Genomic DNA, 4,843 nt, shown 5'->3' with positions numbered 1-4,843 from the left:
GAGCGCCGAGCCAAGCCAGACCTATTTCGCCGATGGCCTGACCGAAGACGTCATCGCCAACCTCGCCCGCAATCGCGAGCTGATGGTGATCGCGCGCAACTCGACCTTCGCGCTGGGCGACCAGCCGACCGACATCCGCGAGATCGGCGAGAGGCTGGGTGCAGAATACGTGGTGGAAGGGAGTGCCCGCCGGGCGGGCGACCAGCTCAGGGTGGTGGCCCAGCTCATCGACGCGCGCACCGGCACTCACCTCTGGTCGCACAGCTACGACCAGCGCATCGAGGACGTGTTCGCGGTCCAGGCCGATCTCACCGCCCGGATCGTCTCCTCGCTGGTGTCCTATGTGCGTCAGAGCGAAGCCGCGGCCGCCGTGGACCGCCCGACCGCCGACCTGCGTGCCTACGACCTTGTGCTGCGGGCGCGCGGTCATCACAAGCATGGTGGTGCGGATCGGGCTGCGCTGCTGGAGGCACGTGGCCTCTACCATCGGGCGGTGGAGCTGGACCCGCGCTATGCCACGGCCCGTGCCTATCTCGGCCTCACCTATATCTCCGAGCAGTTCGGCTGGCCCACCGGCAACGCGGCCGAAATGGTCGCACGCGGCATGGCCGAGGCCCGCGAGGCGATCCGGCTGGAGCCGGACCTGCCCCTGGCCTACCAGGTGCTGAGCTTCGGGCTTGCGGCCAGCGGCGAGTACGAGGGCGCCATGCGTGCGGCGCAGCGGGCGGTGGAGCTTAATGCCAGCGATCCGGATAGCCTAATGGCGCTGGCCAAGGCGCAGCTGCGGTTCGGCGCCTATGACGAGGCGGTGGCGAATGCCGAGCGGGCGCGTCGCCTCCATCCCCTGGCGCCGGAATACTATGCCTATGTCCATGGCCAGGCGCTCTATGCCGCGGGTCGGCTGTCCGAGGCGGACGAGGTGCTGGCCGAGTGCGTGTTGCGGGCACCGCAGGATCCGGACTGCCTGAAGATCCGTGCGGCGGTGCTGGTCGGCCTGGAACGGCCGGACGAGGCGCGCGCCGCGATGGCCGAGCTGCTCCGGCGCGAGCCCGGCTTCTCGCTGGCGGGCGAAGAGGTCGGGCGGCGCTTCGGCAACTCGGCGCTGATGCGCCGCTTCCTTTCCGACCTGTCGCGCGCCGAGGCACCGCCCTCCGCTGCGTGAGGCCGGTCAGGCGGCCACGGCCGATTGCGGCTGACGGTCCAGGATGCCAGCCGACAGGGCAATGGCGAAGCCGGTGATCGCGATCAGGGCAAGCGCAGCCCGAAGGCCCACCAGTTCCGCGACGAACCCGAACAGCGGCGGCACGGCCAGGTAGCCGGCATAGCCGATGGCAGCCACCGTGGCGACGCCGGCACCCTGTGGCAGGCCCGGAATGCGGCCGGCACTGCTGAACACGAGCGGCATGATGTTCGCAGCACCCAGTCCCATCAGCGCGAAGCCCAGCGCCGCCAGGGCGGGGGTGGGAACCGCCACGGCCATGCCTATGCCGAATGCGACGAGCAGCCCGCCCGTCCGGGCGACCCGCAGCGCACCGAACCGCAGGATCGTCCGGTCGCCGAGAAAGCGGCAGACGGCCATGGTCAGGGCGAAGCCGGCATAGCCGGCCGAGGCGAAGGCCGGCGACGAGCCGGCCTCGATGCGCAGGAACAGCGCACTCCAGTCGGCGGCGACCCCTTCGCCCGCCATGCAGAGCAGTGCGATCAGTCCGAGGACCCGCGCCTCCCGCCGGGCGGCCGGGCTGGTGCTGCCACCTGGCGCCGTTGTCCCGTCGCTCGATACTTCTGGCAGGATGGCGGCGAGCAGGCTCGGAGCAGCCGCCAGGGCCATGCCCAGGCCGGTCGCCACCAGTAGCGTGGTCGCGGTCGCACCGGTCAGTCCCTGCCCGATGAGCATGCCACCGGCGACAGCACCCAAGAGGCCGCCGATGCTCCAGCAGCCATGGAACGACGACATGGTCGGGCGGCCGCGCAGGCACTCGATCGTGCCGCCATGGCTGTTCATCGCCACGTCCATGGCGCCGTTCATCACGCCGAACAGGATGACAGCCGCCACCAGGACCGGCAGGGAAGGGCTGAGCAGGGGGCCGGCGAGACCGATGCAGAACCCCGCTGTCAGCACGGCATCCACCAGGCCGCTGCCGAGGCGGCCGATCGCCCTGGCGGCCAGCGGCATGCTGGCGATGCCGGCACCGGCGAAGGCGAACAGGATTAGCCCCAGCGTGAACGGATCCAGGTCGTGCCGCTCCGCCAGCACTGGAATGAACGCCGCCCACAGTCCGATGCCCGCTCCGTTCAGGAGAAACGGCACGGCTGCCGACCACCAGAGGGTCGAACGGCCGGCCTTTTGGATCTCTCCGGTGGACTTGCGACGCTGGAGAATGCTCAAGACGCAACCACCCCAGCTACGTGCGGGCCACAGGTGATTTAGTAAATCATGCTAGTTTGCCGTAAAAGGCAAGAAAACATGAATACAAACAAGAGCTAAAAGGTATGGGTTGACCCAATCTCCGATGCGGCTCACAATTGATTCAAGTTCATTGCACGCAGACTCGTGTGATTTTCTCCATGCTGCTCCGGCTTGTTATGCTGTGGATGCTGGATGCGCAACCATCTGGCAGTTGCAGTACTTTCCGGAGCCGTGTCGCGCCGGACCTGCCGTTGAACGGCTGTTGGGCGTGGTTCTGCTCTGCAGCCTCGGGCGGCTGCCGGCTTGTGAGCGAGGGGATGCGGCAGCAGCGCGTCCGTGGCATCGGTGGTGCCAGTGCCGCACGAGGAGACCCGCGCCTGCCATGCCGATGTCCGACTATGTCCGCAAGCTCCGCACCCATCTGGGACACGACCTCATCCTGCTGCCTTCGGCGGCTGCGGTGATCCGGGACGAGCAAGACCGGATCCTGCTCGTCCGGCAGATCGACAGCGGCGTCTGGTCCACCCCTGGCGGGGCGGTCGATCCGGACGAGAGCCCCTCGGACGCCGCCGTGCGGGAGGCGTTCGAGGAGACCGGCTACCTGATCGAGCTGGTCCGGGTGCTGGGCGTCTATGGCGGGCCGCAGTACCGGGTGACCTACCCCAACGGCGACGTGACCTCCTATGTCTCGACCGGGTTCGAGGCACGGGTCGTCGGCGGGGTGCCCAGGCCCGACGGCGAGGAAACGTCGGAGCTGCGCTGGTTCGCGGAGGACGAGCTGGCGGACGTCGATCTCAGCATCTGGGCGCGGGTGATGGCGGCCGACCTGTTCGCCAACCCGACAACCGCCCGTTTCCCCGAGCCAGGCTGGCGGCCGTCATCCGGTATGCCAGCCTGAGCCGCGGTCAAGGCCTCAGAACTTGATCGTCGTGCCGAGCCAGAGGCGCCTGCCGTCGCCGACCGTGTTGTAGGCGTCCGGCTCCAGCTGCTCATCGCCGACATTGTAGACGGCGGCGCTCAGCAGCACCTTGTCCGTCAGCGCGTAGTTGGCGCCGATGTCGAAGGTCAGGTAGCTGTCATACTCGCGGGCGACCACGGTACCCTCCCGCTCGACCGGCGTGCCGTTTTGGCCCAGCCGCGTGCCGGCGTTCAGCTCCTTGCCATGGTAGTCGGCGCGCGCCCAGGTGCGCAGGCCCGCGATCGGCGTGGCCCAGTCCACCCGCAAGTTCGCCAGATGCTCCGGCGTGCGCGCCAGGGGCAGGCCCTTGTAGGTCCCGGTCTTCTGCTCGGAATCGGTATAGGTGTAGCTGCCGGTGAACGTGATCGTTTCGGTCGCCTGGAAGGTCGCCGACAGCTCCACGCCCTGGATCACCGCGTCGTCGATATTGTAGTTGTACCAGAGCCGGTAGTTCGGGTCCTCGGGCCAGCGCGCCGGGTTGCCGTCATCGTCCAGTACCAGCGCGTTCGCGACCTTGTCCTTGAAGTCGGTATAGAAATAGGTCGCGTTGGCCGAGAGCCAGCTGAAGTTGTTCCAGCCGACGCTGAACTCGTAGCTGGTGCTCTTCTCCGGCTCCAGGTCCGGATCGCCGATGATCACGCCGCAGGTGCCGTTCGGGCCATAGCTGCAGCCGCCGCCGCCCGTGGTGTAGGCGTAGCCCGGCGAGATCGTGCGGATGTCCGGGGCGCGGAAGCCTGTGGAGACGCCGCCCTTGATCGTCCACATCTCGGTCGGGTGCCAGACCGCATAGCCGCGCGGGCTCCAGTGCGCGCCATAGACTTCATGGTCGTCGACGCGCAGCCCGCCGGTCAGCGAGAAATTGTCGGTGATCAGCCACTCGTCCTCGATGAACAGGGCCTGCTGCCAGACCTTGAACTTCTCGTCCTGGCCGGTGCGCCGGCCGGGATTCTGGTCGGTCAGCTCGGTGCTCATCCACTGGCCGCCGACCACCAGCGAATGCAGGCCCAGCACCGGCAGGTCGAGCGGGAGCTGGACCTTACCGTCGATCACCGTGTTCAAGATCTCAGGGGAACGGGCGTTGCGGACCAGGCCCTCCTCGTCCGAGCGGATCCAGGAGCGCCGCTCGGCCTTTTCCTGCAGGATCGAGAGGTCGGTCGTGCCGAAGTCCCAGCGGCCGGTATGGCTGAGCGAATAGAACAGGCGGTCCTGCTTGTTGCGGGTGTCGTCCGCATCCGCTTCCAGGGTCTTGCCGGCGGTGGCGTTGCGCTCGAGCCGGGTGTAGCCGCCGGTGAGCACGATCTCCTGGTTCTCGGTCGGGGTCAGGGTCAGCTTGCCGCCGAGGTCATGGTCGTCGGCCTCGCTCCAGCCGCTCTCGATCTTGTCCTCGGCTCGGCCGTAGAGCCGGCCCCAGAGCTGCAGGCCGAGCAGCTCGCTCACGATCGGCCCGCTCAGATAGACCTGACCTTGGCCGGAATTGC

At 68.0% G+C, this 4,843-nt stretch carries 3 protein-coding genes and 1 pseudogene; 2 read left to right on the top strand and 2 right to left on the bottom strand.

Annotated elements, in window-relative coordinates:
- A pseudogene (locus tag EQG76_RS05125) lies at positions 1 to 1,162 on the top strand (tetratricopeptide repeat protein); the annotation flags it as partial.
- Between the two features lie 6 nt (positions 1,163 to 1,168).
- Here EQG76_RS05125 and EQG76_RS05120 read toward each other — a convergent pair.
- Positions 1,169 to 2,386 carry an MFS transporter gene (locus EQG76_RS05120; protein ID WP_159711192.1) on the bottom strand — a complete coding sequence of 406 codons (1,218 nt, stop codon included), beginning with the start codon at positions 2,384 to 2,386 and terminating at the stop codon, positions 1,169 to 1,171.
- Positions 2,387 to 2,789: 403 nt separating this feature from the next.
- Between EQG76_RS05120 and EQG76_RS05115 the strand changes: the two genes are divergently transcribed.
- Complete coding sequence (locus EQG76_RS05115; RefSeq protein ID WP_159711190.1) at positions 2,790 to 3,305, top strand: NUDIX domain-containing protein; 516 nt, start codon at positions 2,790 to 2,792, stop codon at positions 3,303 to 3,305.
- 15 nt (positions 3,306 to 3,320) lie between these two features.
- Here the strand turns inward: EQG76_RS05115 and EQG76_RS05110 are convergent.
- The coding region (locus EQG76_RS05110; RefSeq protein WP_159711188.1) for a TonB-dependent receptor domain-containing protein at positions 3,321 to 4,843 on the bottom strand (1,523 nt) is incomplete at its 5' end.

Source organism: Geminicoccus flavidas (assembly GCF_009806515.1).
Classification (GTDB): Bacteria; Pseudomonadota; Alphaproteobacteria; order Geminicoccales; family Geminicoccaceae; genus Geminicoccus; species Geminicoccus flavidus.
Note: the sequence above shows the minus strand (reverse complement) of the source record. Positions and strands in the feature narration are given on the sequence as shown.

Bases quoted from the DNA above. Each gene is read 5' to 3' on its own strand.
- EQG76_RS05115 (WP_159711190.1), top strand. From the start codon at position 2,790: ATGCCGATGTCCGACTATGTCCGCAAGCTCCGCACCCATCTGGGACAC.